The organism is Bradyrhizobium sp. JR4.3 (assembly GCF_040547695.1).
Taxonomy (GTDB): domain Bacteria; phylum Pseudomonadota; class Alphaproteobacteria; order Rhizobiales; family Xanthobacteraceae; genus Bradyrhizobium; species Bradyrhizobium canariense.
Map to the genome: position 1 here is coordinate 220,146 of NZ_JBEPQF010000006.1, position 26,959 is coordinate 247,104.

Sequence of the window (26,959 nt, forward strand, 5' to 3'; positions counted from 1 at the left end):
TTTGCCTGCGGTCTTGCAGCCGACCAGCCAACCGGTGCAGCAACGCTTCACCTCAACATAGGGTGGCCGGTTCCGAAATGCCACGCCGCAAATGATCGGCGCCCCGAACCTGCCGTGCACTTGTGCAATTCATGCAGGAATCGTCCCCGGATACTGCGTCAGCCCGTCGTCAAGCTTCAGCCAGGCGAGCTTCTCAGAGACCCAGATGTGCTCGGTCGGCGCGAAGGCGTTGCGATCGTCGAACGTCGTCAGTGCGACGCCCGCCAGCGTGCCGTTGCGTCGCCAGGAGAACAGCCGCGTGCCGCAGCGTTTGCAGAACACGCGGTCGATGTTCTCGGACGACGCATAGCGGGCGGTATCGCCCTCGACCGTCAGTGCGCGCTGGTCGAACTGCGCGCGGACGAAGTAGGGCGAGCCCATTGCCTTCTGGCACATGCGGCAATGGCAGATGCGAACGTTGAGCGGCTCACCTTCCGCCTTGAACCGCACCGCGCCGCACAGACATCCGCCCTCTCTGATCATGGCTGCCTCAATAGGTTGCCCGTCCACCCGAGATGTCGAACACGGCGCCGGTCGAGAACGCGCAGTCCTCGGATGCGAGCCAGCTCACCATGGCGGCCAGCTCTTCCACCAGCACAAAGCGGGCCTTCGGGATTTTCGACAGCATGAAGTCGATATGCTGCTGCGTCATCTGGTCGAAGATCGCGGTCTTCGCAGCCGCGGGCGTCACCGCATTGACGAGGATGTCGTGCGTGGCCAATTCCTTGCCGAGCGACTTCGTCAGCGCGATCAGACCGGCCTTGGACGCCGAATAGTGCGAGGCGTTCGGATTGCCTTCCTTGCCGGCGATCGAGGCGATGTTGATGATACGTCCGTATTTCTGCTTCAGCATCGCGGGCACGACCGCCTTGCAGCAGATGAAGGGGCCATCCAGGTTGATGCGTAGAACTTTGCGCCATTCCTCGAGATCGGTCTCCCAGACCGGCTTGTTGACCCCGGCAATGCCGGCATTGTTGACGAGGATGTCGATCTTGCCGAAGGCGGCAAGCGTCGCGTCGCGGGCCTGCTCGACGGCCGCGGTATCGGTGACGTCGACCTTGAAGACGCGGGCGTTGTCGCCGATTTCCTTTGCCGTCTTATCGGCCAGCGTGGCGTCGAAATCCCAGATCGCGACCTTGGCGCCGGAGGCGACGAAGCGCTGAACGATGGCGCGGCCGAAGCCTTGCGCACCGCCGGTGACGACGGCGACACGGTCGTTGAGATCGATCTTGTTCATGCCGGATGCCTTGGCGTCAGAGCATGTAGCCGCCGTCGACGACAAGGTCGACGCCGGTGGTGAAGGCGCTCTCGTCACTGCCGAGATAGACCGCCATGGACGCGATCTCGTCGGCGGTGCCGAGCCGACCCATCTTCTGGCGGGAGACGAACATCTCCTTGCCCTGCGGTCCTTGCGCCGCGGCGCGGTCGAGCATCGAAGGCGTCTCGACGGTGCCGGGGCAGATGCTGTTGCAGCGGATGCCCTTGGTGATGAAGTCGAGCGCGACCGCGCGCGTCAGCAGCGACACGGCCGCCTTCGAGGCGCTGTAGACGTAGCGGTTGGCCGGCGGCCGCAGCGCCGCGCAGGAGGAGATGTTGACGATGCTGCCGCCGCCGCCGGCGAGCATGTCCGGCAGGAAGGCCCTGATGGTCCGGTGCATCGACTTGACGTTGAGGTCGAACGAGAAATCAAAATCCTCTTCCGAGCATTCGAGGATGGTGCCGTGGTGCACGAAGCCGGCCGCGTTGAGCAGGATGTCGACCTTGCCGACACGCTTGGCGAAGGCGTTGACGTCGGCGGTGTTGCGGACGTCGAGCTTGGCGACCTCGGCGATGCCTTCCTTGGTCAGGCCCGCGATGCCGCTCTCGTTGATGTCGGTGGCGACGACGGTTGCGCCTTCACGCGCGAATGCGATGGCGCATGCGCGTCCGATGCCTGCCGCTGCAGCCGTGATGACGGCGCGCTTTCCCTTGAGGCGGTCTGCCATTTGTTGTTCTCCTCGATGCTCAGTGCCGTAGCCCGGATGAGCGCGCGAGCGCGATATCCGGGAGCGGATGTCCCGGGTGTCGCTTCGCTCACCCGAGCTACGTGTTCCTAACTCAGTGATTATCCCGCGCTACACCAAAGCTGCCGGCGACGTTCTGGTAGCGCGTGGCGAGCTCCATGCAGGCGCCGGTCGCGTGCTGGCCGACGGTGTTGCGATAAAGCTCCTGCCACGGCGTCTGGTTCGGCGGATGCTTGAAGCCGCCATTGGCCTTGAGCTCGGCGTGGCGCTTCTTCACCTCGTCGTCCGAGATGAGAATGTTGGCGCTGCCCTTGTTCAGATCGACGCGCACCTTGTCGCCGTTCCTGAGGATCGCGAGCCCGCCATTGGCGGCGGCTTCCGGCGAAGCATTGAGAATCGAAGGTGAGCCCGAGGTGCCTGACTGCCGGCCGTCGCCGATGCAGGGCAGGGACATGATGCCGCGCTTGATCAGCGCCGCAGGCGGCTGCATGTTCACGACCTCGGCGCCGCCGGGATAGCCGATCGGGCCGGTGCCGCGGATGAACAGCACGCAGCGCTCGTCGATCTCGAGCGAGGGATCGTCGATCCGCTCGTGATAGTCCTCAGGCCCCTCGAACACGACGGCGCGGCCCTCGAAGGCATTGAGATCGGTCGGATTGCTGAGGTAGCGATCGCGGAATTCCTTGGAGATCACGCTGGTCTTCATGATCGCGGAATCGAACAGATTGCCCTTCAGCACCAGGAAGCCGGCGTCCTTCACCAGCGGCTTGTCGTAAGCCCAGATCACGTCGTTGTCGGGCTTTGGTGCATTGGCGCAATTCTCGCCGATGCCGCGTCCGTTGACCGTGACCGCGTCCTCGTGGATGCGCTTGTGCTTCATCAACTCGCGCACCACGGCCGGCACGCCGCCGGCGCGGTGGAATTCCTCGCCGAGATAGAAGCCGGCCGGCTGCATGTTGACCAGCAGCGGCACGTCGTGGCCGACCTTCTGCCAGTCGTCGATGGAGAGCTCGACGCCGATGTGGCGCGCCAGCGCGTTGATGTGGATCGGCGCGTTGGTCGAGCCGCCGATCGCTGAATTGATCACGATGCAGTTTTCGAACGCCTTGCGGGTCAGGATGTCCGAGGGCTTGAGGTCTTCCCAGACCATGTCGACGATGCGTTTTCCCGTCTCGTAGGCGATCTGGCCGCGCTCGCGATAGGGGGCGGGGATCGCCGCACAGCCCGGAAGCGAGAAGCCGAGCGCTTCGGCAAGCCCGTTCATGGTGGAGGCGGTGCCCATGGTGTTGCAATGGCCGACCGAGGGCGCCGATGACGCCACGATTTCCATGAATTCTTCATAGTCGATCTCGCCAGCGGCGAGGCGCTCGCGCGATTTCCAGACGATGGTGCCGGAGCCGGTGCGCTCGCCATTGTGCCAGCCGTTCAGCATCGGCCCGCCCGACAGCACGATCGCGGGCAGGTTGACGGTGGCCGCCGCCATCATGCAGGCCGGCGTGGTCTTGTCGCAGCCGGTGGTCAGCACCACGCCGTCGAGCGGATAACCGTAGAGGATTTCGACGAGGCCGAGATAAGCGAGGTTGCGGTCGAGCGCCGCGGTCGGGCGCTTGCCGGTCTCCTGGATCGGATGCGTCGGGAATTCCATCGCGATGCCGCCGGCCTCGCGGATGCCTTCGCGAACGCGATGGGCAAGCTCGATATGGTGGCGGTTGCAAGGGGAGAGGTCGTTGCCGGTCTGCGCGATGCCGATGATCGGTTTGCCGGACTGGAGCTCGGTGCGGGTGAGACCATAGTTCAGATAGCGCTCCATATAGAGCGCGGTCATGCCCGGATTATGCGGATTGTTGAACCATTCCTGCGAGCGGAGGTGGCGGCGAGCGCCGTTGCCGGCGGGGGCATGCCCATTGGTTGGTTTTTTTGTCATTGGTTTCTCCTGCAATGCAAACGCACTGGCGTCCGTTTTATGGTATCGGCTTGTGCGATGCCCAACGGCGCGAGCGACGATTTGCCTGCCCGCTGGCGGGTCGTTTCCTCACAAATCCGATACTAGTCATGGCCGCTTGGTAACGCTACCATTTTGTTCGCAGCGCCTGTGCCTGAAGCGGCTGGCCGGTTGTCCGACCGCCGGGCCGACGAGCTTTGCCGCTCGATCACCTTGAAGCCGAGATCGAGCACCGGATGCTCCGGACGCCGTCCGTCGATCGCGTCGATCAGCATGCTGGCTGCCGTGTTCCCCATCTCGTAGCGGTTGGTGCGTACGCTCGTGAGAGTCGGAACGGCGGAGGCCATGAATTCGAGATCGTTGAAGCCGACGATCGCGATCTGTTCGGGGATGGCGATCTCGCGGCGCCTGCATTCGAACAGCACACCCAGCGCGAGGTCGTCATTGGCGCAGAACACCGCGTCCATGCCTGGCTCCCGCGCCAGGAGATCGGTGAACAGGGCGCCTCCGAGCGTCACCGAGGTCGGAGTCGCTGTCGTGACGACGAGGCGTTGCTCGAATAGTCCTGCGTCCTTCATGGCCGAGACGTATCCGTCGAGTCGCCGCTGTACCCGCGGATCCATCCGCGCGCCGACGAAGCCGATCTTGCGGTGACCTTGCGCGAACAGATGTGCAACCGCCGCACGGGCTGCGTCATAGTGCGAAAAGCCGATCATCATGTCGACCGGATGGGGCCCGATCTCCATGATTTGCACGATCGGGCAGTCGGCGGCATCGAGCATCGCGCGCGATTCCGTGGTCTGGTCGATGCCGGTGACGATCAGCCCGGCCGGCTTCTGCGCGAGAAACAGGCGCAGCAGCTTCTCCTCCTGGAGAATACTGTAGCGTGTGTTGGACAACTGGATCGAGTAACGGCTGTTTTCGGAGGCGTCGTAGATGCCGCGCAGCACGTCGGAGAACACATTATTGGTCAGTGACGGAATCAAGACACCGATCACCTCGGTGCGCTGCGAAGCCAACGCGCGCGCCGCCAGGTTCGGCACATAGCCGAGCTCCCTGGCCGCGCTCTCGACCCGTGTCCGTTTGGCGAGCGACAGCGCCTCGGGATTGCGGAAGAAGCGGGACGCTGTGATCGGGCTTACGCCGGCGAGCTCGGCGACTTCCGCCAGCCGGATTTTGCCTGACTTGGTGCGGTTTCGACCCATTTGCTGCTCTTAACACACTCACTGTGGCAAACAAAGGAACGTTGACAGCGCTACCAGCACGGACTAACCAAAGACAAATTGCCAAAACCGCACAAACTGCCGACAATGTCGCCCGCTAAGGTCGGGCTTCGTTCGGTGAAGTCTGAAAAAACAAGACGGTCGCGGCGCGAGATGCGTCGTGGACTTTCGAGGAGGGAGCTAGATGTCGTCTGTGCAAATCCGCGACGTGCGGAAATCGTTCGGCAATTTTGAAGTCCTGCACGGCGTTTCGATTCCGATCGAGGACGGCCAGTTCGTTGTCCTGGTTGGTCCCTCCGGCTGCGGCAAGTCGACGCTTCTGCGCATGCTTGCCGGTCTCGAGAACATCACCTCTGGCACGATCTCGATCGGCGACCGCGTCGTCAACAATGTCCAGCCCAAGGAGCGGGACATTGCGATGGTGTTCCAGAACTACGCGCTCTATCCGCACATGACGGTCGGCGAGAACATGGGCTTCTCGATGAAGCTGCGGGGCGAAAGCACCGAAGAGATCAACAAGCGCGTCAAGCGCGCCGCCGAGATCCTGGCACTGTCGCCGCTGCTCGAACGCTATCCGCGCCAGCTCTCCGGCGGCCAGCGCCAGCGCGTCGCCATGGGCCGCGCCATCGTGCGCGACCCGCAGGTCTTCCTGTTCGACGAGCCCTTGTCGAACCTCGACGCCAAGCTGCGCGTCGCGATGCGCACCGAGATCAAGGAGCTGCACCAGCGGCTGAAGACCACGACGGTCTACGTCACCCACGATCAGATCGAGGCCATGACCATGGCCGACAAGATCGTCGTCATGCATGACGGCATCGTCGAGCAGATGGGTACGCCGCTCGAGCTCTACGACAAGCCCGAGAACCAGTTCGTCGCCGGCTTTATCGGCTCGCCGTCCATGAACTTCCTGAAGGGGCATGTGCGCGTCAACGGCGTTGCGACCTTCGAGGGGCCGAATGGCGTGAAGCTGCCGCTCAGGAACGCGCCGGCGGCGTCCGACGGGCGTCCTGTCGTTTACGGCGTACGCCCAGAGCATTTCACCATCGCTGACGACGGCGCCGATGCCGAGATCGTCGTGGTCGAGCCGACCGGCTCGGAAACGCAGGTGTTTGCGAAGCTCGGTGGTGAGCAGGTCGTCGCGGTCTTCCGCGAACGTCACCAGTTCAACCCGGGTGACAAGGTCAAGCTGAAGCCCGATCCTTCCGTAATTCATCTGTTCGACGAGGCGACGGGCAAACGCGTGTAGCGACGCCGAAGAACTGCCCAAGCAGAACTGCCCAATAAAAGACGACCCAATACAAATATAAAATTTAGGGAGAGAACGATGAGCGATTTCGACAGGCGAAGTGTGCTTAAAGTCGGTCTGGGCGGCGCGGCGCTGCTGGCCGGCCCGGGCATCGTCCCGGTGCGCGCGGCGGAGTGGACCAACACGCCCGAGGCGAACGCCTCCATCCGCGTGCTGCGCTGGAAGCAGTTCATTCAGGCCGAGTTCGACAAATTCGCCGAGCAGACCAAGGCGTTTTCCGAGAAGACCGGCGTCAAGGTCAAGCTCGAGGCCGAGAGCTGGGAGGACATCCGCCCGAAAGCCGCGGTCGCCGCCAATGTCGGCGCCGGTCCCGACCTGATCATCGGCACGCTCGATGATCCCCACAAGTTCCCGGAAAAGCTGATCGACATGACTGACGTCGCCGACTATCTCGGCGCGCAATATGGCGGCTGGTATCCGGTTGCTGAACGCTACGGCAAGAAGGGCAACAGCTGGATCGCCATTCCGCAGGGCGCGACCGGCGGCTGCCTCAACTACCGCGTCAGTCACGTGAAGGCCGCCGGCTTCGATGAATTTCCCAAGGACACCGCCGGCTTCCTCAAGCTCTGCCAGGCGCTGAAGAAGAACAACACGCCGGCCGGCTTCGCGCTCGGCCACGCCACGGGTGACGCCAACGGTTGGTGCCAGTGGGCGCTGTGGGCCTTCGGCGGCAAGGTCGTCAACGAGAAGAACGAGGTCGTGATCGACTCGCCGGAGACGATCGCCGCGCTCGAATACGTCAAGCAGCTCTATGAGACCTTCATCCCCGGCGTGCTGTCGTGGAACGACTCGAACAACAACAAGGCGTTCCTCAACGGCGAGCTTAGCCTGACGCTGAACGGCATCTCGATCTGGACCGTCGGAAAGAACTCGACCGACCCGAAGCAGCAGGAGATCGCCAAGGACATGAACCACGCGCCGATGCCGATCGGGCCCGTGGGCGTGTCGACCGAGCAGCAGAACGTACTCGTCTATTACGGCTACAAGCACTCGAAGTATCCGAAGGCGGTCAAGGAATACATCAAGTTCATGATGGACAAGGCGAACTACGACGCCTGGGAGGTCTCTTCCAACGGCTACGTGTCGCCGCCGCTTCCGGCCTACAACGACAACCCGGTGTGGACGTCGGATCCGAAGATCACGCCGTATCGCGACTGCCTGAAGCGCTGCCGCGATAACGGCTATGCCGGCGATCTCGGCTATGCCTCAGCCGCCGTGATGGGCGACTTCGTCGTCGTCGACATGTTCGCCGAGGCGGCGTCGGGCTCCGTGACGCCGAAGGCGGCAGCCGCACGCGCAGCCGAGCGCGCCAAGCGCTACTACCAGGTCTGATCAGCTCCAATCTGCACGGCGTCCGGTTCGCCGGACGCCGCGACTTTTCGTCGAGGGGAATCCGACATGGCAGTTATGGCCGAGTCCACTGTCGCGCAGGCCAAGCGCAGCAGCCTGTGGACCAGAGCATTCGAGAGCCGGCATTTCCTCGGCGCGATGTTCATGGTGCCGGCGATCGCCATCCTCATTCTGTTTCTGGCTTACCCGCTGGCGCTCGGCTTCTGGCTCGGCATGACCGACACCAAGATCGGCGGTGCCGGGCGCTACATCGGCTTCCAGAATTTCGTCTCGCTCTCGAAGGACTCGGTGTTCTGGCTGTCGGTGTTCAACACCATCTTCTACACGGTCGCTGCCAGCGCGGTGAAATTCGCCATCGGTCTCTATTTGGCGCTGCTGCTGAACGAGCGGCTGCCGATGAAGTCGATGATCCGGGCAATCGTGCTGTTGCCCTTCGTCGTGCCCACGGTGCTCTCTGCGATCGCGTTCTGGTGGATCTATGACAGCCAGTTCTCGATCATCTCCTGGGTGTTGATCAAGGCCGGCCTGATCACACGCTATATCGATTTCCTTGGCGATCCCTGGAATGCGCGCTGGTCGGTGGTCGCCGCCAATATCTGGCGCGGCGTTCCTTTCGTGGCGATCACGCTGCTGGCGGGACTTCAGACCATCTCGCCCTCGCTCTATGAGGCCGCCAATCTCGACGGCGCCACCAATCTGCAGCGCTTCCGCCACATCACGCTGCCGATGCTGTCGCCGATCATCGCGGTCGTGATGACGTTCTCGGTGCTGATGACCTTCACGGACTTCCAGCTCATCTACACCATCACGCGGGGCGGGCCGATCAACTCCACCCATCTGATGGCGACGCTGTCGTTCCAGCGCGCCATCACCGGCGGCAATCTGGGCGAGGGCGCGGCGATCTCGAACGCGATGATTCCGTTCCTGGTCGCGGCGATCCTGCTCAGCTTTTTCGGGCTTCAGCGTTCCCGCTGGCAGCAGGGCGGGAGGGACTGACCATGACCACAGCGGACGACCAAAGCGTCGGAATGGACTATCTGGAAAGTTTTCCGCGGAAGTTTTTTCGCGTCTACCTTCCGCTCGGCCTGATCATCTTCTTCCTGCTATTCCCGTTCTACTGGATGGCGGTCGCGACGTTCAAGCCGGACGCGGAGATGTACGACTACGAAAAGTACAATCCGTTCTGGATCGTGCATCCGACGCTGGAGCACATCAAGAAGCTGTTCTTCGACACCGACTATCCGCTCTGGATGTGGAACACCGTGATCGTCTCGGTGTCCTCGACCTTCATCTCGCTGTTCGCCAGCGTCTGCGCCGCGTACGCGATCGAACGCCTGCGCTACAAGGGCTCGCGCTATGTCGGCCTTGCGATCTTCCTCGGCTATCTCGTGCCGCCCTCGATCCTGTTCATTCCGCTGGCGGCGATCGTGTTTCAGCTCGGGCTGTTCGACGGCAACCTGGCGCTGATCCTGACCTATCCGACCTTCCTGATCCCGTTCTGCACCTGGCTCCTGATGGGTTATTTCCGCACCATTCCCTATGAGCTGGAGGAGTGTGCGCTGATCGACGGGGCGACGCGGCTGCAGATTCTGATGAAGATCACGCTGCCGCTTTCGCTGCCGGGCGTGATCTCGGCGGGCATCTTCGCCTTCACGCTATCCTGGAACGAGTTCATCTACGCGCTGACCTTCATCTCGTCGTCCGAGAACAAGACGATCCCCGTCGGCGCGATCACCGAGCTCGTCAATGGCGACGTCTACCATTGGGGCGCGCTGATGGCGGCGGCCCTGACCGGCTCGGTTCCCGTAGTTATCCTTTATTCCTTCTTCGTGGAGTATTATGTGTCGGCGATGACCGGCGCCGTGAAGGAATGATCGCGGGGCCTGCCTTGAGAGCGCGCCAGGACGAATCGCCGAAATCGGCGCGTTCCGGCCAATAAAAAGGAGTAGGCTCTTGCACATTCTGGTTCTGGGCGCCGCCGGCATGGTCGGCCGCAAATTGTGCGAACGGTTGTTGCGCGACGGCCGGCTTGGCAAGAGCGACATCACCAAGCTGACCATGCATGACGTGGTCGAGCCGAAGGCGCCGGAAAAAGCCGGTTTTGCCATCGAGACGGTGTCGAGCGATTTCGCCATGCCGGGTGCGGCCGAAAAGCTGATCGCCGGCCGTCCGGACGTGATCTTTCATCTCGCCGCGATCGTCTCGGGCGAAGCCGAGCTCGATTTCGACAAGGGCTACCGCATCAATCTCGACGGCACGCGGATGCTGCTCGATGCCGTCAGGCTCGCAGGCGGCGGCTACAAGCCGCGCGTGGTCTTCACGTCCTCGATCGCGGTGTTCGGCGCGCCGTTCCCGGATGCGATCGGCGACGAGTTCTTCCACACGCCGCTTCTGAGCTACGGTACGCAGAAGGCGATTGGCGAACTGCTGCTGGCCGACTATTCCCGCCGCGGCTTCCTCGACGGCATCGGCATCCGCCTGCCGACCATCTGCATCAGGCCCGGCCTGCCCAACAAGGCGGCATCGGGCTTCTTCTCCAACATCCTGCGCGAGCCGCTGGCCGGCAAGGAAGCGGTCCTTCCCGTGTCCGAAGACGTCCGCCATTGGCATGCCACGCCGCGCTCAGCCGTCGGCTTCCTGCTGCATGCCGGCACCATGGACCTCGCCGCGGTGGGGCCGCGCCGCAATTTGACCATGCCGGGCCTGTCGGCGACGGTTGGCGAGCAGATCGCTGCGCTGAAACGCGTCGCCGGCGACAAGGTCGCCGCCCGCATCAAGCGGGAGCCAGATCCTTTCATCGTCGGCATCGTCGGCGGCTGGCCGCGCAACTTCAATGCAAAGCGGTCGCTCGAGCTCGGCTTCACCACCGCTGAGAAGACTTTCGACGACATCATCCGCATTCACATCGAAGACGAGCTCGGCGGCAATTTCGTCGCGTGATCTCTGACTGAGCGGGTAAAGTGATGGCGAGCGTTGCTTGCATCGGCGAATGCATGGTCGAGCTCCGGCAGGCCCAGGGTGGACAATCCGGCGGGCAGGGTGGCGGCCTCTACTCGCGTGGATTCGGCGGCGATACTCTCAACACGGCCGTGTACCTCGCGCGGCTCGAGGTCAAGGTCGACTATCTCACCGCGCTCGGCGACGATGCCCTGAGCGATGAGATGATCGCGGCCTGGACTGCGGAGGGCGTCGGCACGAGGCGCGTCGCGCGGCTGCCGGGCAAGCTGCCCGGCCTCTACATGATCCAGCTGGATGCGAAGGGCGAGCGCCAGTTCTTCCACTGGCGCGACAGTGCGGCGGCGCGCCAGCTGATGAATCTGCCGGAGACGGACGATCTCCTCAACTCCCTGATGAGCTACGACATCGTCTATCTCTCTGCGATCACGCTCTCGATCTACGACGCGGCCGGGCGCGAGCGCCTGTTCGCGGCGATCAAGCGTGCGCGCCTGCTCGGCACCCGCTTCGTGTTCGACACCAATTTCCGCGCGCGCGGATGGCCGGATCGCGATGTCGCGCGCGAGGTGTTTTCGGCTGCTTTCGCGGCTGCCGACATCGTGCTGACCTCGACCGAGGATCTGCTCGCTCTCTATCCCGGCGAGAGCCACGAGCAGTTGATGGCGCGCATCCCGAGCCCTGAGCTGGTGTTCCGGCTCGCCGAGCCGGTCAGCCTGCTGCGTTTTCCCGGGGGCCCCTACGAGGTCCGCGCCGAGCCCATGACCAAGCCCGTGGTCGACACCACCGCGGCCGGCGACAGCTTTGCGGCGGCCTATATCGCGGCACGGCTCGCCGGTTCCGACCCGGTCGAGGCCGCCCAGGCCGGGCACCGCCTCGCCAGCCTCGTGATCTGCTATTCCGGCGCCATCATTCCGGGTTATGCCATGCCACCGAAGAAACGGCACCGGCCGGCGACCACGCGTCAAGCGACCAAGTGAAACGAAAGCCAAGATGACCACGACTGCCCAACAGAACCACCTCGCCGCGCTGTTCAAGGCCGCGACCGTCATTCCCGTCCTCACCATCGAGCGTATCCAGGATGCTGTGCCGCTGGCGCGTGCGCTGGTCGCCGGCGGCGTCCGCACGCTGGAGGTGACCATGCGTACCCCCGTTGCGATCGAGGCGGCGAGGGCGATGATGGCCGAGGTGCCCGAGGCGATCGTCGGCATCGGCACGATTCTCAATCCGGCCGACTTCACGCGTGTCGAGAAGCTCGGTGTTGCGTTCGGCATCAGCCCCGGCTTGACCCCGGACCTGTTGAAGGCCGCCACCCATAGCTCCTTGCCGTTTGCGCCCGGTATCGCCACGGCGTCCGAGCTGATGATGGCGCTGTCCTACGGCTTCGACATCGCAAAATTTTTCCCGGCCGAGCAGGCTGGCGGCATCAAGGGGCTGCGCTCTCTGGGTGGGCCGTTCCCGAACGTGCGGTTCTGCCCGACCGGCGGGGTCGGCGAGGCCAATGCGGCAACCTGGCTCGCGGAGCCCAATGTGGTCGCGGTCGGCGGTTCCTGGCTGTGCCCGACGGCGGAGATCAGGGCCGGGAACTGGGCCGGCATAACTGCCATCTGCCAGCGCACCCTCCAGGCGCTTAAACCCGCGTGAAGTCTTGCCATCCCTGAGCTAAGACTTAGGTCAGCAAGAGACCGCCAGGGAGAAAGACCATGACCGCCAGCATCGTCGGATGGGCGCATACGCCGTTCGGCAAGTTCGACACCGAGACCGTGGAAAGCCTTGTGGTGAAGGTCGCCAATGAGGCGCTGGCGGATGCCGGCATTTCGGCTGGCGATGTCGACGAGATCGTGCTCGGCCATTTCAACGCCGGCTTCTCGCCGCAGGATTTTACCGCCTCGCTGGTGCTCCAGGCCGACCCGAAGCTGCGCTTCAAGCCGGCGACCCGGGTCGAGAACGCCTGCGCCACCGGCTCCGCCGCCGTCCATCAGGGCGTGCGCGCGATCGCGGCCGGCGCGGCCAGGATTGTTCTCGTTGTCGGCGTCGAACAGATGACGCGCACGCCGGGGCCGGAGATCGGCAAGAACCTGCTCAAGGCGTCCTATCTGCCCGAGGACGGCGACACCGTCGGCGGCTTCGCCGGCGTGTTCGGCAAGATCGCCAGCTCCTATTTCCAGAAATACGGCGACCAGTCCGACGCACTGGCGCTGATCGCGGCCAAGAACCACAAGAACGGTGTCGCCAATCCCTTCGCCCAGATGCGCAAGGACTTTGGCTTCGAGTTCTGCCGCGCCGAGAGCGAGAAGAACCCCTACGTTGCCGGGCCCCTGAAGCGCACCGATTGCTCGCTGGTCTCGGACGGTGCCGCTGCCCTGGTGCTGGCCGACGCGGAAACCGCCAAGGGCATGAGCAAGTCGATCGGCTTCCGCGCCACCGCGCACGCCCAGGATTTCCTGCCGATGTCCAAGCGCGACATCCTCCAGTTCGAGGGCTGCACGGTCGCCTGGCAGCGCGCGCTGGAGAAGGCGGGCGTTACACTGTCGGATCTCTCCTTCGTCGAGACCCATGACTGCTTCACCGTCGCCGAGCTGATCGAGTACGAAGCGATGGGGCTGACGCCGAGGGGGCAGGGCGCCCGCGCCATCAAGGAAGGCTGGACGCTCAAGGACGGCAAGCTCCCGGTCAATCCGTCCGGCGGCCTGAAGGCCAAGGGCCATCCGATCGGCGCCACCGGCGTCTCCATGCACGTGATGACCGCGATGCAGCTCGCCGGCCAAGCGCCCGAGGGCATGCAGCTCAAGAATGCAAAACTCGGCGGCATCTTCAACATGGGCGGTGCGGCGGTTGCCAACTACGTCTCCGTGCTGGAGCCGCTGAAGTAAGCTCCGACCTTGTAGGGTGGGCAAAGGCGCAGCCAGCGCCGTGCCCACCATCTTGTTTGCGCTAGATCATGGTGGGCACGCTTCGCTTTGCCCACCCTACGGCACTGATTGATTCGCGGGACATGCATCATGAGCAATGACTACGAAGATTCGCTGTCGATGGACGCACTCAACGATCGCATCGCGATTCTCGAGGACAATATCCGCCAGCTCATCGAGCAGGCCGCGGCGGCCTCGGGTGAGCAGAACGAGTCGCGGATCGCGGATCGCATCAACCAGCAGAATGAGGAGCTCGACCGTCTCCTCAAGATTCGCGAATCCCGCCAGAAGAAATAGCCACCTTTCGCCGGCGGCGCATGCGGCCATACGCCGGCTGCCCTTGCGTACGCGCCGCCGCTGCCGTTAGCTGGACCGAAATCGCAGGGCTCACTTGAGCCCGCGCAATCGGGAGTGAACGATGGGGCCGCTGAAGGGCATCAAGGTCGTCGACATGACCACCGTGCTGATGGGTCCCTATGCGACCCAGATGCTCGGTGACTACGGCGCAGACGTCATCAAGGTGGAATCTCTGGACGGCGACGTCACGCGCCTGATCGGTCCGATGCGGCACGCCGGCATGGGCCCGGTGTTCCTCAACACCAACCGCAGCAAGCGCTCGATCTGCCTCGACCTGAAGAAGCCCGCCGGCCGCGAGGCGGTGCTGCGCTTGCTGAAAGACGCCGACGTTCTCGTCTACAACGTCCGCCCGCAGGCAATGGCGCGGCTTCAACTCGGCTATGACGTTGTTGCCAAGATCAATCCGCGTCTGGTCTATGCCGGCGTGTTCGGCTTCGGCCAGGACGGGCCGTATGCGGCAAAACCCGCCTATGACGATCTGATCCAGGGCGCCACCGCGCTGCCGGCCTTGATGGCGCAGACCGGTGACGGCGTGCCGCGCTACGTGCCGAACGCACTGGTCGATCGCATCGTAGGCTTGACCGCCGTGGGCGCGATCTGTGCCAGCCTCGTGCACCGCGACCGCACCGGACGCGGCCAGCGCGTCGACATCCCGATGTTCGAGACCATGGCCGGATTCGTCATGGGCGACCACATGGGCGGGCTCACCTACGAGCCCCCGCTCGATAAGGGCGGTTACGCCCGCCACCTCTCGCGCGACCGCCGGCCCTACAAGACCTCGGACGGTTATCTCAGCGTCATCGTCTACAACGACAAGCAGTGGGAGAACTTCTTCAAGGCGACGGGACGCGACGACCTGCGGGCCGACGCGATGTTCGCGACATTCGCCGGCCGCGCCGCCAATATCGACGTCGTCTATGCCGAGCTCGCGCGCATCTTCGAGACGCGCAGCACCGAGGAATGGATCGACCTGCTGACCAAGGCCGATGTGCCCGTGATGCCGATGCACGACCTCGCGTCGATGCTGCATGATGAGCATCTGGAGGCGACCAACTTTTTCCCGGTGGTGAACCATCCAACAGAAGGGCCGATCCGGAGCATGAGGGTGACGGCGACCTGGTCCGAGACCGAGGCCGAACCGGTGCGGCTCGCGCCGCAGCTCAACGAGCACGGCGCGGAAATCCTGCGTGAGACCGGCTATTCCGCCGACGAGATCGACGCCATGGTCCGCGATGGCGTCACCCGTTCGCCGCCCCGGAATGACGATGCACTGGTGCGCCCATGAGCTTTATCACCGGCGTCGGCCTCACGCCTTTCGGCAAGCACGAAGGCTCGTCCTCGCTGGACCTGATGAGTAAGGCCGCGCAGGCCGCGCTCGACGATGCCGGGCTCGAGCGCGCCGAGATCGACGGCATCCTCTGCGGCTACTCCACCGTTTCGCCGCACATCATGCTGGCGACCGTCTTTGCCGAGCATTTTGGCATCCGCCCCAGTTACGCCCATGCCGTCCAGGTCGGCGGCGCGACCGGGCTCGCGATGACCATGCTCGCCCATCATCTCGTCGAAGCAGGCGTCGCCCGCAATGTGCTCGTCGTCGCAGGCGAGAACCGTCTCACCGGGCAGAGCCGCGATGCTTCGATCCAGGCGCTGGCGCAGGTCGGCCATCCCGATTACGAAGTGCCGCTCGGACCGACGATTCCCGCCTATTACGGCTTGGTCGCGAACAGGTACATGCACGAATACGGCGTGACGGAAGAAGACCTTGCCGAATTCGCGGTGCTGATGCGCACCCACGCCTGCACTCATCCCGGTGCGCAATTCCAAGATCGCATCGAGGTCGCCGACGTCATGGCCTCGAAGCCGGTGGCGATGCCGCTGAAGCTGCTCGATTGCTGCCCGGTGTCCGACGGCGGCGCAGCCTTCGTCGTTAGCCGCGAGCGGACCGGAGAGGCCGGCGTGCGCATTCGCGGCTGTGCCCAGGCCCATACCCATCAGCACGTCACTGCAGCGCCCGCCCTGAGCGAGCTCGGCGCCGAGATCTCCGTCGCCCACGCCAAGGAGGCCACCGGCCTCGCGATTTCGGACGTGCGCTACGCCGCGATCTATGACAGCTTTACGATCACGCTCGCGATGCTGCTGGAAGACCTTGGCCTTGCTGGCCGGGGCGAGGCAGCCGCGCGCGTGCGCGCAGGCCATTTCAGCCGCGACGGCGCGATGCCGCTGAACACCCATGGCGGCCTGCTCAGCTACGGTCATTGCGGCGTCGGTGGCGCGATGGCGCATCTTGTCGAAACGCATCTGCAGATGACGGGGCGGGCGACGAATCGTCAAGTGCGTGACGCCTCGATCGCGCTCCTGCACGGCGACGGCGGCGTGCTGTCGTCTCACGTCAGCATGTTCCTGGAGCGGGTGCGATGAGCGAGCGAATCGCGGATTGGACCCAAGGTGTGCAAGTCATCACCTTTCAGACCTGCACCTCCTGCAGCCATGTGCAGTATTTCCATCGCGCCTTCTGCGCCGCCTGCGGTGCGCCCGATCCGCACGAGCAGCGTGCCAGCGGCAAGGGCAGGGTCTACGCGACGTCGCTGGTCTGCCGCGCCGCGACGCCTGAGACGCGGTCGCACGTGCCCTTCAACATCCTGCTGGTCGATTGCGCCGAGGGTTTTCGCATGATGGCGCATGGTGAGAATGATCTCGCCATCGGCGATGAGGTCAGTGCGAGCTTCAAACCGTTCGCTGGCAGGCTGGTGCCGTTCTTCGCCAAAGATGGATAGTGAAATTTGGATGCTCGAATGTAGCCCGGATGGAGCGCAGCGAAATCCGGAATTTTCACCTCACCGATAGACTTTCCCGATTGCGCTTCGCTCCATCCGGGCTACTGCAAAGCCAGCGGTGGGATTCGTCATTCGGGGGCGGTCCTGAGAGACCGAGCCTGGAACGGGAATTCTGGGCCTGGCCTGTGCGAGGGCCACCCCGGAATGACGAAAGCTCTCACCCGACTCTTAACTAGCGCCCGTAGAACAGGATGCTGGCGATGACGAGCATCGCCATCACCGCCAGCATATGCGCGAGCGCCTCCGAGGCCGCCCCCTTGGTGGCTTCCTTCATGCCATTTTCTCCCTAGACTTGGGCGTGACTCATCGATGCGCGGTTAGCGCCCAACGGCCAATTGTTTTTACTCGGAACACCCCTTGCGAGTATCCGCCGCGATCAAGTCCCCACGCGGCGAATATCGACTGTACCAAGGTCGTTCAGCAATGCGGCGGCATTTTGACTCGATGTTGTTGCTCCTGCGGACGCGCAAGAATACAGTTTCGTGGAACTTTCGCCGCTAACGACAAAAAGCATTAAAGGCTTAGGGAAAAACTTCAGGAAAATCATGGCCCGCATCAACTACAGCGACCCGTCCAAGGCATCCGACCGCACCCGCGAGATCCTCGACAAGAACCGCAACGCCAACATCTTCCGGATGATGTCGCATTCGCCGAGCTATTTCGAGCAGTACTGCCGGCTCGGCGGCGCCATCCGTCACAAGGGCGAGCTCGATCCTATCGTGCGCGAACTCGCGATCACCCGCACCGGAATTTTGTGCGAGGCGCCGTACGAGATCGTCGCGCACAAACGCATCGGCAAGAATGTCGGCGTCACCGACGAGCAGAACGAAGCGCTCGAGAACTGGCAGGACGCCAAGTGCTTCGACGAGGTGCAGCGTGCCGCGCTCGCCTTCACCGACGAGATCGTGAAATTGAACAAGCCGACCGCGGCGATCTTCAACGCGATCGCATCGAAGCTGACACCCGCCGCACTCGTCGAGTTGCAGCTTTCGGTCGGCTTCTACATCATGACGTCAAAGTTTTTGGAGACGTTTGAGATCGATCTTCAGCCGGTCACGGAAGTGGTTGGCTGATCCAAAGCCGCGGCGAGGGATGCCGATGACGATCGATGAATATGCGGCCTGGGCCGCCACCGTTGCAAAAGTCGATGAGCATCCGTCCAACGAACGGCTGTCCTATCTGGGCCTCGGTCTCGCCGGCGAATCCGGCGAGGTCGCCGAGCACATCAAGAAGCTGCTGCGCGATGACTGGCTCGACCAGGCAGGCCTCGTCGAAGAGCTCGGCGATGTCATCTATTACTGGGCCTGCCTATGCGCAGCGACCGGCCAGCAGCCGTCCGAATTGCTCAAGGCGAGTGCGGCCAAGATCAATCGGCGGATCAGTGAGGCGGCGGGCCGCTAGGCCGCTCAGGTCGAGGTCAAGATATCCACCCTGGCGTTGGCGACGATCAGACGGTCGGCGAGAAGCTGCGCAAGATTGCGCATGATGCGTTCGCTGGCGTGCGGGTGCTGCTTGCGGAAGCGCTCGAACGCTTTCAGGGGCGCTTCGAACGCGGTCGCCGCCATGTCCACGAACACGTCGGCGGAGCGAGTGGTCTCGATCAGGGCCATTTCGCCGAAGGCCATGCCGGCGGTGAGCGTCGCCAGCCGCACGCCGTCGGGCAGCGTGACATGCACGGCGCCGCTGCGCAGGAAGAACAGAGCATCGGCGGGATCGCCCGTGGTGAGGATCTTTGTCCCGGATTGATAGGTCCGGATCGTGCAGATCGAGGCGAGGTCGGTCAGCTCTTCCTCGCTCATGCCGGCCAGCAGCGGCTGTTCGGCAAGCTCGGTGGTCTCGTGGAAATCGATCGAGCCTCCGTACCGATAGATGATCTGGTCTTCGGCCCATTCGATCGCGGTGTCGAGCAAATAGAAGTCGCGGACGTTCTTGAGCTCGGCGGTCCATTCCCGCAGGCTGTCCCATTCCTTGGAGGCGCGCCTGACGCCGGACAGTACGACGGTCACATTCAGCGCCGCCAGCTCCTCGAACGCTTCGGCTACCAGCCGCGCCCCGGCGCGGGTGGTGGAGGTGACGCGGTGGAGATCGAAGATCACGAATTGCGGCCGCGGCCGGCCCGCAAGGCGGCGCGAGACATAGTCGACCGCCGACAGCGACAGTGTGCCGACCAGCTCGATGATCCGCACCTCCTGCTCATGCGCCGCGAGAATATCGCGCTCCTGTGGGCGGCGCACGCGCCGCGACGGGCTCTTGCCGATGTCGTAATCGGCGATGACGGCATTGCGCGCATCGTCACTGCGGTTGAGCATGTGCAAATCGTAGTGCGAGGACAGCGCCTCGCAGACCTTGATGCCGCGCACGCTGTTGCCATGCTTGTCGAGCCTTGGCGAATAGCTGCCGAGCCCGAGGCGCGCGGGGAGGGCTGCGAGAATTCCGCCGCCGACGCCGCTCTTGGCGGGGATGCCGATCCGGTAGATCCATTCGCCGGCATAGTCGTACATGCCCGACGACGTCATCACCGACAGCGTGCGCGAGATTGCGTAAGGCGTCAGCACCTGCTCGCCTGTGACCGGGTTGACGCCGCGGTTGGCGAGCGTTGCCGCCATCACCGCGATGTCGCGCGCGGTGACCAGCACCGCGCATTGCCGGAAATAGACGTCGAGCACGGCAGCGACATTGTCCGAGATCACCGCGTTGGTCTTGAGGAGATAGCCGATGGCGCGGTTGCGGTCGCCGGTCTGGCTTTCGGAAGCGTAGACGGCCTCGTCGACGGCGAGGTCGCGGCCGGCAAAACGACTGAGCGCGAGGCGAATTTGCTCGAAGGCGTCCGTACCCTTGCTGTCGTGGATCAGCCCCGTGCAGGCGATCGCGCCGGCATTGACCATCGGGTTGAACGGATGGTTCTCCGAGTTGAGCCGGATCGAGTTGAAGGGATCGCCTGAAGGCTCGACGCCGATCGCGCTCTCGACCCTGTTTGCGCCGAGCAGGTCCAGCGCGAGTGCGAACACGAACGGCTTTGACATCGACTGGATGGTGAAGGGCGCCCTGGAGTCGCCGACCTCGTAGACATGACCGTCCAGGGTCGCGAGGCTGATGCCGAAACAGGCAGGATCGGCCTTGCCGAGCTCGGGAATGTAGTCGGCGACCGCGCCCGAGGTCTCCGCCGAGAATTCGCTGAGGCAATTGTCCAGAAACCGCAGCAAAGGCGGCTTGGAGCGGGTCCAGGCGGTGGCGAGAGGCGAAAGCTGTTTCATCGCCTCTCTTTGTGCAACGCAATCAGGGCACGCGCAACCCGTCCGGCACCATGGTCTGCCGCCGGACCAGCAGCAGGGCGAGCAAAACCGTGGGGACGAGGATGGCGAGGCCGAGCAGCGTCACCTGCATCTGCGACAGCGGCATGATGCCGCCGCCGGGGGTGGCCACCACGAACCCGCCGATCACCAGCAGTACGCGGATCGGCCATTCCAGCGCACCGGCGCCGCGGAGATCGCCAACGAAGGGCTGGTAGCCCTGAATGCCGCCGCAGATGAACAGCGTGCCGAACGCCGCGAGCGCCATCAGCCCGAGACCGGCGAGATAGGGGCTCGGCCCCTGCAGCACCAGCGCGGGATTGAGCACGAAGAAGAACGGGATGAAATAGATGATGCTGCCGACCCACATCGATTCCCAGCCCGTCTTCATCGCCGGCGAACCGGCAATGCCTGCGGCCGCGAACGAGGCGATCGCGACCGGCGGGGTGATCGACGACAGCATGCCCCAGTAGAAGATGAACATGTGCACGGCCATCTTGTTCAGCCCGAGTTTCTCCAGCGCCGGTGCGACCAGGATGGCGAGGAAGATGTAGCAGGCCGTCGTGGTCAACCCGAGGCCGAGGATCAGGCTGGTGAGGGCGCACATGCCGAGCAGCAGGAACGGATTGTCACCGGCAATGCGCAGCAGGTCGTTGGCAAGGCTCGACACCACGCCTGTCATCGAGAAGGCGCCGATCAGCAGGCCGCAGCCGGCGAGGATGCCGACAAGCTCGACGAAGGTGCGGCCGTTGACCTCGAGGAATTTGCCGATGGTCGCGACAGTCCAGCGCGTGTCCTTCGAGAACAGCTGGTTGAGGACCAGAAGCAGGGCGGTAGCGTAGAACGGCGCATGGCTCTCGCGCTTGAAGTAGAGCAGCATCACGATCAGCAGCGCGATGACGAAGACGTAGTACCAGCCGTCCTTGATTGTATCCATGACCCGCGGCAGCTCCGCGCGCGGAATGCCCTTCAGCCCGTGTCGTGCGGCGTAGGAGTCGACCTGCATGAACAAGCCGACGTAATAGAGCGCGGCGGGAATGATGGCCGCGATCGCGACATCGGCGTAGCTGACATTGAGGAACTGCGCGATCACGAAGGCGGTCGCACCCATCACCGGCGGAGCCAGCACCGCGCCGGTCGAGGCACACGCCTCGATCGCGCCGGCGTAGGAGGCGCGGAAGCCGCTCTTCTTCATCACCGGAATGGTCATGGTGCCGGCGGTGAGCACGTTGGAGATGATCGAGCCCGACATCATGCCGAGCAGGCCGCTGGCGAAGATGCAGACCTTCGCCGCGCCGCCGCGGAAGGTGCCGCACAGCGCGAAGGCGAGATTGATGAAGAACTTTCCGGCGCCGGTCATCATCAGCGCCGTGCCGAATACCAGGAAGCCGATCACGGTGTCGGCAAACGCCTGGATGGGAATGCCGAGCAGGCTCTCGCCCGACAGCACGTGATAGGCGGTCGCCTGCTCCAGCGTCGATTGTGTGCCGCGGAACGGCCCGAGCCAGCTGGATTCCGCGAACAGCGGATAGACGGTGAAGGGGAGCACGCTCAGTAGCAGGCTCCAGCCCCCGGTCCGCCGCAGCGCCTCCATCAGCATCACCCACATCACGAGACCCGCCGCGGTCACGCTGTTCGGCGCGCCGCCGAATTCCCAGCCGGCCTCCGCGGCTTTGCGCACGTTCAACATCAGCAGCAGCGCCGCGGCAAAAGTTACGACGAAGCAGAGAAGGTCGTACCAGGGAATGCGGTCGAGCGGCGCGCGCGGGGTTCCCGGGAAGATCAGGAACGTGAACGGCAGCATCAGGGCGATCAGGAGATAGAAATACTCCGTGTTGAGCTGGGTGTAGCCGACGAAGAAGCGCAGCGAGAATTGCTGGTTGATGCAGAGCAGGATGGTCGCGGCGGTCGCGACGACGAGCGTCCAGCGCCACGCGCCGCGCAAGCTTCGCACGCGCGTGACCTCCGCTTCCTGCATGTTGGCGGCGGCGCCATGCGGATCGTCGAACACGATCCGCTTGGCCTCGTCCTGCGGAGCGGTGGACTCTGAAGCAGACGACATGATCGACCCCGCGCGTGGGTTGCTAAGTGCTGACGAATGCGAATGGGTTGAAGCGGTCGGGCCGTGGGCTCCTCAACCTCTCCCGCTTGCGGGAGAGGTTGCGCCGAAGGCGCGGGTGAGGGCTCTCTCCTCTGGGGGAATCCCAACGTTGAGGCACCCTCTCCCCAACCCTCTCCCGCAAGCGGGAGAGGGAGCGCAGCTCGCGCGTGGCAACCATCAGGCCCATCGCGAAATTATTCCTCGAACCCGTTCGGCATGTCGGCCTTCGCAAGCGCTGCGGCACGCGCTTTCATCCAGCCGTCGAGAAACGCCTTGTCATCCGCAGGCGGGTTGGACTTTCCGTAGTCGGTCCACGCTGCGCCAAGCACCTCCTGGCGCTTGATCAGTCTGTTGTTGTGCGTGTCCTGCGCGTCGCTCCATTGCCCGGCTTCCTTCAGCGCCTTTACCGCGCCGGGATGCACCGGCACCACCCAGTTCTTGGTCTGGCGATCGGCCGCAAGCCCGCCGGCGCCGGGTGCGGCGTCCTTGTAGGAATCGTAGTTCACGATCATCGCTTTGGTGATCGCATAGACCTGGTCGGGGGCTTGCGAGGCGTAGGCGACGAAAATCGGGTAGGGGTAGTTGCCGAGCTCGATCGGTTTGTCCGGCGAGATGCCGGCGCCGCAGGTCGCGGTCTGCGGGAAGAAGAACGAGCCGACCTTCTGCATCCGCGCCCAGCCTTCCTTGTCCTTGGCGGGCAGCGGCGGCCAGATCAGGCCGCGCGGCGAGGTCTCGGCTTCCTTGGCGGGGCCGGTGATGGTGGTGCCGAAGGCTGCGTCGGTGTCGTTGTTGATCAGGCCCTTCCACATCGCGCCGTAGCTTGCGAACTCGACGACCTTGACGTCCTTCTGCGTCAGGCCGGCGAAGGCGAGCACCGCGAGCGAGTTCTGGTTCAGAGCCGGCGAGCCGACGACGAAGCCGACGCGCTTTCCCTTGAGGTCCTTGAGCTCCTTCACGCCTGTGTCCGCGGCCACGCCGAGCGTGCCGCAATTGCAGTCGACGGATGAGAGCATGATCTGGAGCGGTTGCGGGCCCCATTCCCTGGAGCCGAACTCGAACACGCCTTCCTGCGCGAAATAGGTACCCGATCCCATCGCGGAAGAAACCGCGCGCTTGGCGCGCAACGGCGCGAGACGCGCGACGTCGTTGCCTGCGGGGAGCACGCGCACGTCGGTTGAGTATTTGTCCTTCATCATTTTGCCGACGCCGACCGCGATGTTGAAGCCGGCGGTGCCGGTGTCATAGGCCGTGAACGTCAATGTCGCCGGCAGCTTGATGTCTTCGGCGGCTGCATAGCGTGTAGACGCAAAAGAAAGGCCCGCGACCAAGGCAGGCGCGAGCATGACCAGCCCACGACGCATGTTTCCCTCCAATGATCCTCGCGTTTGCCGCGACGATTTTCTTTCTTTGTTTGAAACAGGTTTTTGTTTGAAACGGATCATGTCATCGCGATCAGGCGATGGCAACGGCGTACCGCGAACGCAGCAATGAGGCTGACAGAATGTCGCGGAAACGACGGGTAATGCAGTCAGTTCGCGACGATCGCGATCGTCTGTCCCTCGGCAACGACGTCGTCGAGCTTCACCAGAAGCGATGTGATCTCGCCGCTCGCAGGAGAAAGCACAGGGATCTCCATCTTCATCGCTTCGACCACCACAATCTCATCACCATCCGCAACGGTTCCTCCAACTTGCACGGGAGTTGAGCAGATGCGACCCGCGATCTCCGTGACGATCTTAATCTCTGGCATGCCATCGCCTTCTTCTTGTGGTCGCAAAATGCCTGAGGTAGTTTCTTCTGCAAGCGGAATTTAATTCCGCACAGCGGAACAAGCGGTAGGGATCATGGGACGACGTTCAGAGCGGTTGAGTAGGCAAGGTGCGCTCGCTGGCGAAGCCGGTGAGGGTGATGTCATCCAGGTGGTGTCGCGCGCGTTCGACGTGTTGCGATGCTTCGAGGGCCACGATAGCAGGCTCGGCAATCTCGAAATTTCAAACCGCTGCGGCCTGCCGCGCTCGACCGTGTCGCGGCTCACGCACACGCTAACGCGGATGGGTCAGCTCGTGTACCTGCCGCGCGATCAGAAATACCGCATCGGTCCAAGCGCTGTGGCGATGAGCGCCTCGATGATGAAGGGCGCGCAGCTGCGCAGCATGATCCGTCAGCGGCTCCAGGAAGTCGCTGAGCAATTGCCCGGCACGGTCGGCTTCGTCGTCCCCGATCGCTTCCATCTGGTCTATCTCCAGTTCGCGCGTTCGGCGACTGCACTGGGCCTGCACGAGGGCACCGGCAGCCGAATCTCGATGGCCTCCACTGCTGCGGGCGCAGCCTACACCGCGGCATTGGCGCCCGAGGTCGGCGATGCCTTCATCGCGGACATGGAGCGGGAAGCTCCCGAGGCTGCAAAGATCCTCAAGCCCCGCATCGAGGCCAACCGGCAGTCGCTGCATGAGCGCGGCTATGTCGTGGCCTGCGGCTTGTGGAGCCCGCACATCAACGGGCTCGCGGTGCCGATCTGGTCGCCGCAGTACCAGACCTTCGTTGTCATCACGATCGGTCTGCTCTCGGCGATGTATGACGAGCAGCGTCTGCATGCCGAAGTCGCCCCGTTGATGGTCGCGCTCGGCCGTTCGCTCGGCAGCCTGATGGATGGCGCAGAGGGCGACGTCTTCAACGCCCGCATCCCGCGCAAACCGGTCGCCATGGCCATGCACAACAATAACAAGCCGATCAATTCGGAGGGAGTGAATGAACTGGAAGCCGGAACTCGACGAGCTCGCCCGGCGCGAAGCCTTCGCGCGGGAGATGGGCGGCGTTGACAAGGTCAAGCGTCAGCATGACCAGGGCCGACTGACTGTTCGGGAACGTATCGACAGACTGACCGACAAAGGCAGCTTTCACGAGATCGGCGCCGTCTCCGGCGTCGGCGAATACGATTCCAGCGGCGAGTTGCAGAAATTGACGCCGGCGAACTGCGTGTTCGGCCGCGCGCGCGTCGAAGGCCGCACCGTCATTGTGGTCGGCGACGATTTCACCGTGCGCGGCGGCTCGGCGGACGCGTCCATCTCCGCAAAACCGCTGATGGCGGAGGAGATGGCGCATGATCTCCGGCTGCCCATCGTCCGCATCATCGAAGGCTCCGGCGGCGGCGGCTCGGTCAAGACCATCGAGACCAAGGGCGCGGCGAACTTGCCGGGTGGCATCGGCGGCACACGCTGGTATCGCTTCACAACGGAGAATTTGTCGCGCGTGCCCGTGGTCGCGCTCGGCCTCGGCTCGGTCGCAGGGCTCGGTGCCGCGCGTCTTGCCGCCAGCCACTATTCCATCATGACCCGGAAGTCCGCGATGTTCGTCGCAGGCCCGCCGGTGGTGAAGGCGCTGGGGCAGGACCTCTCGAAGGAAGAGCTCGGCGGCGCCGACATCCAGACCCGCGCCGGCGCGGTCGATCATGCCGTCGAAACCGAGGAGGAGGCCTTTGCCTGCGCGCGGCGGTTCCTGTCCTATCTGCCGTCGTCGGTTGACGGGCTGCCGCCGACCTTGCCCTGCACCGACAATCCGGAGCGCACCGAAGAGGCGCTGATGAGCGCAGTGCCACGTAATCGCAAGCAGGTCTACAAGATACGGCCGATCGTCGAACAGGTCGTGGACAAGGGCTCGTTTTTCGAGGTCGGCAAGAATTTCGGCAAGCCGATCATTGTCGGCCTCGCGCGGCTCGAGGGCAGGGCGGTGATGGTGCTTGCCAGTGACAGCTTTCACTATGGCGGCTCCTGGACGGCGGACGCCTGCCAGAAGGTGGTCCGCTGGGTCGACTTCGCCGAGACCTTCCATTTGCCGATCGTCTATCTCATGGACTGCCCCGGCTTCATGATCGGGCTCGATGCGGAGAAGGCGGGCACCATCCGCCATGGCGTTCGCGCCATGGCCGCGGTCAACCAGACCACGGTGCCCTGGTGCACGGTGATCCTGCGCAATGCCTTCGGCGTCGCCGGCGTGGTGCATCAGCCGGCCGACCGCTTCTCGATCCGCTACGCCTGGCCGTCGGCCTATTGGGGCTCGCTCCCACTGGAAGGCGGCATCGAAGCCGCCTACCGCGCGGACATCGACGCGGCCGAAGACAAGGCGGAGAAACTGAAAGAGATCGAGGACCGCCTTAACAAGCTGCGCTCGCCGTTCCGCTCCGCCGAAAAATTCTGGGTCGAAGAGATCATCGATCCCAGGAAGACGCGGTCGCTGCTGTGCGAGTTCGCGCGGCTGGCGGAGCCATTGCGAAAGCCAGGGCCGCCGGGGAATTTTTCGATCAGGCCGTAGCTTCAGCGGCCCCTGCGAGCCGCGGATGCCGACCTCAGCCCAATTGCGATTGGGCAAAATTGATCTAGCGCAACGCCACGCGTCCCATTGTCTGCAAGCGTCTCGTTTGGAACGAGGGAGAGACGTCATGACAAATGCGGGTAACGCGCTGCTTTGGACGGCTATATTTTTCTGTCTGTCGTTCGCTGCAATTTTTGTAGTCTGGTTTGCCGAGCGGTTGCGCGCGGGCTTCGTGAGGAAGCCGTAAAGCGCCCTGGGTTCGCGCCCTCGTCACCTGCTGACCGGACGGCGGATGCCTGCCGCCGGGCGGTGCCTTCGGCGTCGCCGGCATCTGTGCTCGCG

At 63.8% G+C, this 26,959-nt stretch carries 25 protein-coding genes; 16 read left to right on the plus strand and 9 right to left on the minus strand.

The features are described from left to right. Nucleotides 1-129 precede the first annotated feature (129 nt). From ABIB91_RS12990 to gntR, 5 genes are all read right to left on the minus strand, one after another. On the minus strand, nt 130-522 hold the full coding sequence (locus ABIB91_RS12990) for a GFA family protein (RefSeq protein ID WP_211396363.1): 393 nt from the start codon (nt 520-522) through the stop codon (nt 130-132). Between the two features lie 7 nt (nt 523-529). Next, on the minus strand, nt 530-1,276 hold the full coding sequence (locus tag ABIB91_RS12995) for an SDR family NAD(P)-dependent oxidoreductase (RefSeq protein WP_354161360.1): 747 nt from the start codon (nt 1,274-1,276) through the stop codon (nt 530-532). Nucleotides 1,277-1,292: 16 nt separating this feature from the next. Then, nucleotides 1,293-2,024: an SDR family oxidoreductase gene (locus ABIB91_RS13000; RefSeq protein WP_354161363.1), complete on the minus strand. Its 732-nt coding sequence runs from the start codon at nt 2,022-2,024 to the stop codon at nt 1,293-1,295. A 112-nt stretch (nt 2,025-2,136) separates the two neighbouring features. Then, nucleotides 2,137-3,966 carry an IlvD/Edd family dehydratase gene (locus tag ABIB91_RS13005; RefSeq protein ID WP_354161366.1) on the minus strand — a complete coding sequence of 610 codons (1,830 nt, stop codon included), beginning with the start codon at nt 3,964-3,966 and terminating at the stop codon, nt 2,137-2,139. A gap of 122 nt (nt 3,967-4,088) precedes the next feature. Further along, nucleotides 4,089-5,189 carry an HTH-type transcriptional regulator GntR gene (gntR, locus tag ABIB91_RS13010; protein ID WP_007592329.1) on the minus strand — a complete coding sequence of 367 codons (1,101 nt, stop codon included), beginning with the start codon at nt 5,187-5,189 and terminating at the stop codon, nt 4,089-4,091. A 202-nt stretch (nt 5,190-5,391) separates the two neighbouring features. Here gntR and ABIB91_RS13015 point away from each other — a divergent pair, with 202 nt between their 5' ends. The 14 genes from ABIB91_RS13015 to ABIB91_RS13080 all read left to right on the plus strand — a co-directional run bounded on the left by ABIB91_RS13015 (nt 5,392) and on the right by ABIB91_RS13080 (nt 18,319). Continuing rightward, nucleotides 5,392-6,453: an ABC transporter ATP-binding protein gene (locus tag ABIB91_RS13015; RefSeq protein WP_007592328.1), complete on the plus strand. Its 1,062-nt coding sequence runs from the start codon at nt 5,392-5,394 to the stop codon at nt 6,451-6,453. 78 nt (nt 6,454-6,531) lie between these two features. Continuing rightward, complete coding sequence (locus tag ABIB91_RS13020; protein ID WP_354127903.1) at nt 6,532-7,845, plus strand: ABC transporter substrate-binding protein; 1,314 nt, start codon at nt 6,532-6,534, stop codon at nt 7,843-7,845. A gap of 66 nt (nt 7,846-7,911) precedes the next feature. After that, nucleotides 7,912-8,859 (plus strand): carbohydrate ABC transporter permease, encoded by a 948-nt coding sequence (locus ABIB91_RS13025; RefSeq protein WP_354161371.1) that lies wholly within the window; start codon nt 7,912-7,914, stop codon nt 8,857-8,859. A gap of 2 nt (nt 8,860-8,861) precedes the next feature. Further along, nucleotides 8,862-9,737, plus strand: a complete 876-nt coding sequence (locus ABIB91_RS13030) for a carbohydrate ABC transporter permease (RefSeq protein WP_007592322.1) — start codon at nt 8,862-8,864, stop codon at nt 9,735-9,737. A 79-nt stretch (nt 9,738-9,816) separates the two neighbouring features. After that, nucleotides 9,817-10,803, plus strand: coding sequence for a D-erythronate dehydrogenase (gene denD / locus ABIB91_RS13035; protein WP_354161374.1), 987 nt, complete (start codon nt 9,817-9,819; stop codon nt 10,801-10,803). A 23-nt stretch (nt 10,804-10,826) separates the two neighbouring features. Continuing rightward, nucleotides 10,827-11,795 (plus strand): sugar kinase, encoded by a 969-nt coding sequence (locus ABIB91_RS13040; RefSeq protein ID WP_354161377.1) that lies wholly within the window; start codon nt 10,827-10,829, stop codon nt 11,793-11,795. Between the two features lie 13 nt (nt 11,796-11,808). Beyond that, complete coding sequence (gene eda / locus ABIB91_RS13045; RefSeq protein ID WP_007592316.1) at nt 11,809-12,459, plus strand: bifunctional 4-hydroxy-2-oxoglutarate aldolase/2-dehydro-3-deoxy-phosphogluconate aldolase; 651 nt, start codon at nt 11,809-11,811, stop codon at nt 12,457-12,459. A 59-nt stretch (nt 12,460-12,518) separates the two neighbouring features. Beyond that, the gene (locus ABIB91_RS13050) at nt 12,519-13,688 is read left to right on the plus strand and encodes an acetyl-CoA acetyltransferase (RefSeq protein WP_027569542.1); all 1,170 of its coding nucleotides are present in this window, start codon (nt 12,519-12,521) and stop codon (nt 13,686-13,688) included. 129 nt (nt 13,689-13,817) lie between these two features. Continuing rightward, the gene (locus tag ABIB91_RS13055) at nt 13,818-14,024 is read left to right on the plus strand and encodes a hypothetical protein (RefSeq protein WP_027517389.1); all 207 of its coding nucleotides are present in this window, start codon (nt 13,818-13,820) and stop codon (nt 14,022-14,024) included. Nucleotides 14,025-14,145: 121 nt separating this feature from the next. After that, entirely contained in the window at nt 14,146-15,369 is a 1,224-nt protein-coding gene (locus tag ABIB91_RS13060) for a CaiB/BaiF CoA transferase family protein (RefSeq protein WP_354161382.1), read from the plus strand. Beyond that, the gene (locus ABIB91_RS13065; RefSeq protein WP_354161385.1) at nt 15,366-16,502 is read left to right on the plus strand and encodes a thiolase family protein; all 1,137 of its coding nucleotides are present in this window, start codon (nt 15,366-15,368) and stop codon (nt 16,500-16,502) included. The genes ABIB91_RS13060 and ABIB91_RS13065 overlap by 4 nt, the downstream gene beginning before the upstream one ends. Then, a complete protein-coding gene (locus tag ABIB91_RS13070; protein ID WP_354161388.1) occupies nt 16,499-16,858 on the plus strand; it encodes a Zn-ribbon domain-containing OB-fold protein in 360 nt (119 codons plus the stop codon). Before ABIB91_RS13065 ends, ABIB91_RS13070 begins: the two co-directional genes overlap by 4 nt. Before the next feature lie 605 nt (nt 16,859-17,463). After that, complete coding sequence (locus ABIB91_RS13075) at nt 17,464-17,991, plus strand: carboxymuconolactone decarboxylase family protein (protein WP_007592305.1); 528 nt, start codon at nt 17,464-17,466, stop codon at nt 17,989-17,991. 25 nt (nt 17,992-18,016) lie between these two features. Then, nucleotides 18,017-18,319: a nucleoside triphosphate pyrophosphohydrolase family protein gene (locus ABIB91_RS13080; protein ID WP_007592303.1), complete on the plus strand. Its 303-nt coding sequence runs from the start codon at nt 18,017-18,019 to the stop codon at nt 18,317-18,319. Between the two features lie 5 nt (nt 18,320-18,324). Here ABIB91_RS13080 and glsA read toward each other — a convergent pair whose 3' ends face one another. The 4 genes from glsA to ABIB91_RS13100 all read right to left on the minus strand — a co-directional run bounded on the left by glsA (nt 18,325) and on the right by ABIB91_RS13100 (nt 24,059). Further along, entirely contained in the window at nt 18,325-20,172 is a 1,848-nt protein-coding gene (glsA, locus tag ABIB91_RS13085) for a glutaminase A (protein WP_354127905.1), read from the minus strand. 22 nt (nt 20,173-20,194) lie between these two features. Next, the gene (locus ABIB91_RS13090) at nt 20,195-22,270 is read right to left on the minus strand and encodes a TRAP transporter permease (protein WP_354161393.1); all 2,076 of its coding nucleotides are present in this window, start codon (nt 22,268-22,270) and stop codon (nt 20,195-20,197) included. A gap of 233 nt (nt 22,271-22,503) precedes the next feature. Beyond that, nucleotides 22,504-23,670 (minus strand): TAXI family TRAP transporter solute-binding subunit, encoded by a 1,167-nt coding sequence (locus tag ABIB91_RS13095; RefSeq protein WP_354127907.1) that lies wholly within the window; start codon nt 23,668-23,670, stop codon nt 22,504-22,506. A 167-nt stretch (nt 23,671-23,837) separates the two neighbouring features. Continuing rightward, nucleotides 23,838-24,059 carry an acyl-CoA carboxylase biotin carboxyl carrier protein subunit gene (locus tag ABIB91_RS13100; protein WP_354161396.1) on the minus strand — a complete coding sequence of 74 codons (222 nt, stop codon included), beginning with the start codon at nt 24,057-24,059 and terminating at the stop codon, nt 23,838-23,840. A 94-nt stretch (nt 24,060-24,153) separates the two neighbouring features. Between ABIB91_RS13100 and ABIB91_RS13105 the strand changes: the two genes are divergently transcribed. Together ABIB91_RS13105 and ABIB91_RS13110 are read left to right on the plus strand one after the other, a co-directional pair. Further along, nucleotides 24,154-25,128 (plus strand): IclR family transcriptional regulator, encoded by a 975-nt coding sequence (locus ABIB91_RS13105; RefSeq protein WP_354161399.1) that lies wholly within the window; start codon nt 24,154-24,156, stop codon nt 25,126-25,128. Next, nucleotides 25,058-26,617, plus strand: coding sequence for an acyl-CoA carboxylase subunit beta (locus ABIB91_RS13110; protein WP_354161402.1), 1,560 nt, complete (start codon nt 25,058-25,060; stop codon nt 26,615-26,617). Before ABIB91_RS13105 ends, ABIB91_RS13110 begins: the two co-directional genes overlap by 71 nt. Nucleotides 26,618-26,959 lie beyond the last annotated feature (342 nt).

Bases quoted from the DNA above. Each gene is read 5' to 3' on its own strand.
- ABIB91_RS13030 (WP_007592322.1), top strand. From the start codon at position 8,862: ATGACCACAGCGGACGACCAAAGCGTCGGAATGGACTATCTGGAAAGT.
- ABIB91_RS13070 (WP_354161388.1), top strand. From the start codon at position 16,499: ATGAGCGAGCGAATCGCGGATTGGACCCAAGGTGTGCAAGTCATCACC.
- ABIB91_RS13100 (WP_354161396.1), bottom strand. From the start codon at position 24,059: ATGCCAGAGATTAAGATCGTCACGGAGATCGCGGGTCGCATCTGCTCA.
- ABIB91_RS13090 (WP_354161393.1), bottom strand. From the start codon at position 22,270: ATGTCGTCTGCTTCAGAGTCCACCGCTCCGCAGGACGAGGCCAAGCGG.
- ABIB91_RS13020 (WP_354127903.1), top strand. From the start codon at position 6,532: ATGAGCGATTTCGACAGGCGAAGTGTGCTTAAAGTCGGTCTGGGCGGC.
- ABIB91_RS13000 (WP_354161363.1), bottom strand. From the start codon at position 2,024: ATGGCAGACCGCCTCAAGGGAAAGCGCGCCGTCATCACGGCTGCAGCG.
- ABIB91_RS13110 (WP_354161402.1), top strand. From the start codon at position 25,058: ATGAACTGGAAGCCGGAACTCGACGAGCTCGCCCGGCGCGAAGCCTTC.
- ABIB91_RS13050 (WP_027569542.1), top strand. From the start codon at position 12,519: ATGACCGCCAGCATCGTCGGATGGGCGCATACGCCGTTCGGCAAGTTC.
- ABIB91_RS12990 (WP_211396363.1), bottom strand. From the start codon at position 522: ATGATCAGAGAGGGCGGATGTCTGTGCGGCGCGGTGCGGTTCAAGGCG.
- ABIB91_RS13040 (WP_354161377.1), top strand. From the start codon at position 10,827: ATGGCGAGCGTTGCTTGCATCGGCGAATGCATGGTCGAGCTCCGGCAG.
- ABIB91_RS13005 (WP_354161366.1), bottom strand. From the start codon at position 3,966: ATGACAAAAAAACCAACCAATGGGCATGCCCCCGCCGGCAACGGCGCT.
- ABIB91_RS13060 (WP_354161382.1), top strand. From the start codon at position 14,146: ATGGGGCCGCTGAAGGGCATCAAGGTCGTCGACATGACCACCGTGCTG.
- gntR (WP_007592329.1), bottom strand. From the start codon at position 5,189: ATGGGTCGAAACCGCACCAAGTCAGGCAAAATCCGGCTGGCGGAAGTC.
- eda (WP_007592316.1), top strand. From the start codon at position 11,809: ATGACCACGACTGCCCAACAGAACCACCTCGCCGCGCTGTTCAAGGCC.
- glsA (WP_354127905.1), bottom strand. From the start codon at position 20,172: ATGAAACAGCTTTCGCCTCTCGCCACCGCCTGGACCCGCTCCAAGCCG.
- ABIB91_RS13075 (WP_007592305.1), top strand. From the start codon at position 17,464: ATGGCCCGCATCAACTACAGCGACCCGTCCAAGGCATCCGACCGCACC.
- ABIB91_RS13095 (WP_354127907.1), bottom strand. From the start codon at position 23,670: ATGCGTCGTGGGCTGGTCATGCTCGCGCCTGCCTTGGTCGCGGGCCTT.
- ABIB91_RS12995 (WP_354161360.1), bottom strand. From the start codon at position 1,276: ATGAACAAGATCGATCTCAACGACCGTGTCGCCGTCGTCACCGGCGGT.
- ABIB91_RS13105 (WP_354161399.1), top strand. From the start codon at position 24,154: ATGGGACGACGTTCAGAGCGGTTGAGTAGGCAAGGTGCGCTCGCTGGC.
- ABIB91_RS13025 (WP_354161371.1), top strand. From the start codon at position 7,912: ATGGCAGTTATGGCCGAGTCCACTGTCGCGCAGGCCAAGCGCAGCAGC.
- ABIB91_RS13055 (WP_027517389.1), top strand. From the start codon at position 13,818: ATGAGCAATGACTACGAAGATTCGCTGTCGATGGACGCACTCAACGAT.
- ABIB91_RS13080 (WP_007592303.1), top strand. From the start codon at position 18,017: ATGACGATCGATGAATATGCGGCCTGGGCCGCCACCGTTGCAAAAGTC.
- ABIB91_RS13015 (WP_007592328.1), top strand. From the start codon at position 5,392: ATGTCGTCTGTGCAAATCCGCGACGTGCGGAAATCGTTCGGCAATTTT.
- ABIB91_RS13065 (WP_354161385.1), top strand. From the start codon at position 15,366: ATGAGCTTTATCACCGGCGTCGGCCTCACGCCTTTCGGCAAGCACGAA.